The organism is Streptomyces africanus (assembly GCF_002150735.1).
Lineage (GTDB): Bacteria > Actinomycetota > Actinomycetes > Streptomycetales > Streptomycetaceae > Streptomyces > Streptomyces africanus.
The window spans coordinates 1-3,337 of the sequence record NZ_MUKA01000482.1; the positions used below are offsets into that span (position 1 = coordinate 1).

The window sequence follows — 3,337 nt, forward strand, 5'->3', positions numbered from 1 at the left end:
GACCCCCTCCCGCACCACAGCCACCGCCACCCGCGTCCTGCGCCAGCTGACCCACGACCCCCGCACCATCGCGCTGCTGATCCTCATCCCCTGCGTGATGCTGTTCCTGCTGCGCTACGTCTTCGACGGCAGCCCCCGCACCTTCGACAGCATCGGCGCGTCCCTGCTCGGGATCTTCCCGCTGATCACGATGTTCCTGGTGACCTCCATCGCCACCCTGCGCGAACGCACCTCGGGCACCCTCGAACGCCTCCTCGCCATGCCCCTCGGCAAAGGCGACCTCATCGCCGGCTACGCCCTCGCCTTCGGCACCCTCGCGATCATCCAGTCCGCCCTGGCCACGGGCCTCGCGGTCTGGTTCCTCGGCCTCGACGTCACCGGCAGCCCCTGGCTCCTCCTCCTGGTGGCCCTCCTCGACGCCCTCCTCGGCACGGCCCTCGGCCTCTTCGTCTCGGCCTTCGCGGCCTCGGAATTCCAGGCGGTCCAGTTCATGCCGGCGGTGATCTTCCCCCAGCTCCTCCTCTGCGGCCTGTTCACGCCCCGCGACGCCATGCACCCGGCCCTGGAAGCCGTCTCCGACGTCCTCCCCATGTCCTACGCGGTGGACGGCATGAACGAGGTCCTGCGCCACACGGACATGACCGCCACGTTCGTACGCGACACCCTGATCGTCGCCGGCTGCGCCGTGCTGGTCCTGGTTCTGGGCGCGGCGACCCTACGCCGCAGGACGGCCTGAGCCGGCAGCACCGCCCGGGGCGCCACCGGCATCCCGCCCAACGGACACGCAAGCCGCCGGCCCCTCCCCGATGCGACGATGGACGCCGGACGACGCACCCCCGGAGGCACCCCGCGCCATGACCCAGAAAGTCGCAGTCCTCGGCACCGGCAAGATCGGCGAAGCCCTGCTCAGCGGAATGATCCGAGCCGGCTGGACCCCGGCCGACCTCCTGGTCACCACCCGCCGCCAGGAACGAGCCGAAGAACTCCGCACCCGCTACGGCGTCACTCCGGTCACCAACCCGGAGGCCGCGAAGATCGCCGACACCCTGATCCTCACGGTCAAACCGCAGGACATGGGCACCCTCCTCGACGAACTCGTCCCCCACGTCCCCGCCGACCGCCTGGTCATCAGCGGCGCCGCCGGCATCCCCACCGCGTATTTCGAGGAACGCCTCGCCCCCGGCACCCCGGTCGTCCGCGTCATGACGAACACCCCCGCCCTGGTCGACGAGGCGATGTCCGTCATCTCCGCCGGCACGCACGCCACCGTCGCCCACCTGGCCCACACCGAGGAGATCTTCGGCGCCGTCGGCAAGACGCTCCGCGTCCCCGAGTCCCAGCAGGACGCCTGCACGGCCCTCTCCGGCTCCGGCCCGGCCTACTTCTTCTACCTGGTCGAAGCCATGACCGACGCCGGCATCCTCCTCGGACTGCCCCGCGACAAGGCCCACGACCTGATCGTCCAGTCCGCGATCGGCGCCGCGACGATGCTCCGCGACAGCGGCGAACACCCCGTCAAGCTCCGCGAGAACGTCACGTCCCCCGCCGGCACGACGATCAACGCCATCCGCGAACTCGAGAACCACGGCGTACGGGCCGCCCTCATCGCAGCACTCGAAGCCGCCCGCGACCGCAGCCGCGCCCTGGCCTCCGGCAACAACAGCTGAGCACCGCGGGCGTCGGGGACGGCCCGCCCCGACGCCCGCACCACCTCACGCCCTCAGCACGGCGGCCCCACCCGCATCCGCCGCCTCCGGCACGGCAGGCAGCAACCCGATCGCGCGATAAGCGGCATCCACCGTCGGCCGGGCCATCCCCCGAGCCCGCTCCGCACCGTCCCGCAGCACGCGCTCCACATATCCGGGATCCGCGCACAACTCCTTGTGCCGCGCCTGCACGGGCCTGAGCACCTCGACCACAGCCTCAGCGGTGTCCTTCTTCAGGTCCCCGTACGACGTGTACGCACCGCTCAGCTCCTCAGGACTGCCACCCGAGCACGCGGCGAGAATCTCCAGCAGATTGGCCGGCCCGGGCCGGGCCTCCCGGTCGTACACGACCTCCCGGCCGCTGTCGGTCACGGCCCGCATGACCTTCTTCCGCACCACGTCCGGCTCGTCCAGCAGATAGACGATCCCCGGCCCGACGTCATCGCTCTTGCCCATCTTCGACGTCGGGTCCTGCAGGTTCATCACCCGCGCCGCCACCCCCGGACGCGTGGCCCGAGGCACCACGAACGTATGCCCGTACCGCTGGTTGAACCGCACCGCCAGATCCCGCGTCAGCTCCACGTGCTGCACCTGGTCGTCCCCGACGGGCACCTCATCGGCCCCGTACGCCAGGATGTCCGCCGCCATCAGCACGGGATACGTCAGCAGCGACAGCCGCACACTCCCGCCCCGCCGCTGCTCCCGCGCGGCCTTCTCCTTGTACTGGATCATCCGCCGCATCTCACCGTCGGTGGCCACGCACTCCAGCACGTACGACAGCCGCGCATGCTCGTCCACATGGCTCTGCACGAACAACGTGCAGAGCTCCGGATCCAGGCCGGACGCCAGCAACAAGGTCGCCGCCTGCCGGCTCAGCCTGCGCACCCGCGCGGGATCGTGGTCCACGGTCAGCGCGTGCAGATCGACGACGCAGAACAAGGCATCGGCCTCGTACTGGTCGACGGCAGCCCACCGCCGCATGGCTCCCAGGTAGTTCCCCAGCGTCAGATGCCCCGTCGGCTTGACCCCACTGAAGACCCGTGTCATCTCTCCTCCACCTCCTGGCCGGGACCGCCGCCCCGGCGGCCGCCCCCCGGTGGTTCTGGAGGGAGAAACAAGAACGGCCGCCGAAGCGGCGGCCGTTGAGTGCATACGTGAGGACGGCCGCCGTCAGGCGGCCCACCACAGCTGGGTACACGTACGCGTCGTCATGCCCCTCAGGCTACGCCCCCGGAGTGCCGTCCGCCCTTGAGTTGACACGCCCAGACCCGATCCGTAGTGTTCTCCGAGTTGTCCGACGTGAGCGCCGACTCCGGTCGGTCCCCGGACAGCCACTCCGCAGGTACCAACCACTCTCGACGTGCAGTAGCCCTGTCGTCGTTTCATTGGCATGTGTATTTACGGAATGAGGAATCCCCGTTCGAAAGGACGCGGCCCCCGATTGGCTCGGGAGCAGGGGAATCCGCTAAAGTCTCACTCGTCGGAACGGCCCAACAGCCGCGAAGACAAACCCCGCTGACGGGGAATCGGGCCCGAAAGGATCTGATAGAGTCAGAAACGCCGGAAAGGGAAACGCGGAAGCGGGAACCTGGAAAGCACCGAGGAAATCGGGTCGAGAAAAAGATCTGATA

3 protein-coding genes are annotated in these 3,337 nt (G+C 69.3%); 2 read left to right on the plus strand and 1 reads right to left on the minus strand.

Annotation, left to right across the window (positions count from 1 at the left end; genetic code table 11):
- A partial coding sequence (locus CCL05_RS40385) for an ABC transporter permease (RefSeq protein ID WP_107400582.1) occupies positions 1-736 on the plus strand: 736 nt, incomplete at its 5' end.
- A 118-nt stretch (positions 737-854) separates the two neighbouring features.
- The gene (gene proC / locus CCL05_RS40390) at positions 855-1,667 is read left to right on the plus strand and encodes a pyrroline-5-carboxylate reductase (protein ID WP_086565565.1); all 813 of its coding nucleotides are present in this window, start codon (positions 855-857) and stop codon (positions 1,665-1,667) included.
- Positions 1,668-1,712: 45 nt separating this feature from the next.
- Here proC and trpS read toward each other — a convergent pair whose 3' ends face one another.
- Positions 1,713-2,753 (minus strand): tryptophan--tRNA ligase, encoded by a 1,041-nt coding sequence (gene trpS, locus CCL05_RS40395; RefSeq protein ID WP_086565566.1) that lies wholly within the window; start codon positions 2,751-2,753, stop codon positions 1,713-1,715.
- Positions 2,754-3,337: the final 584 nt, after the last annotated feature.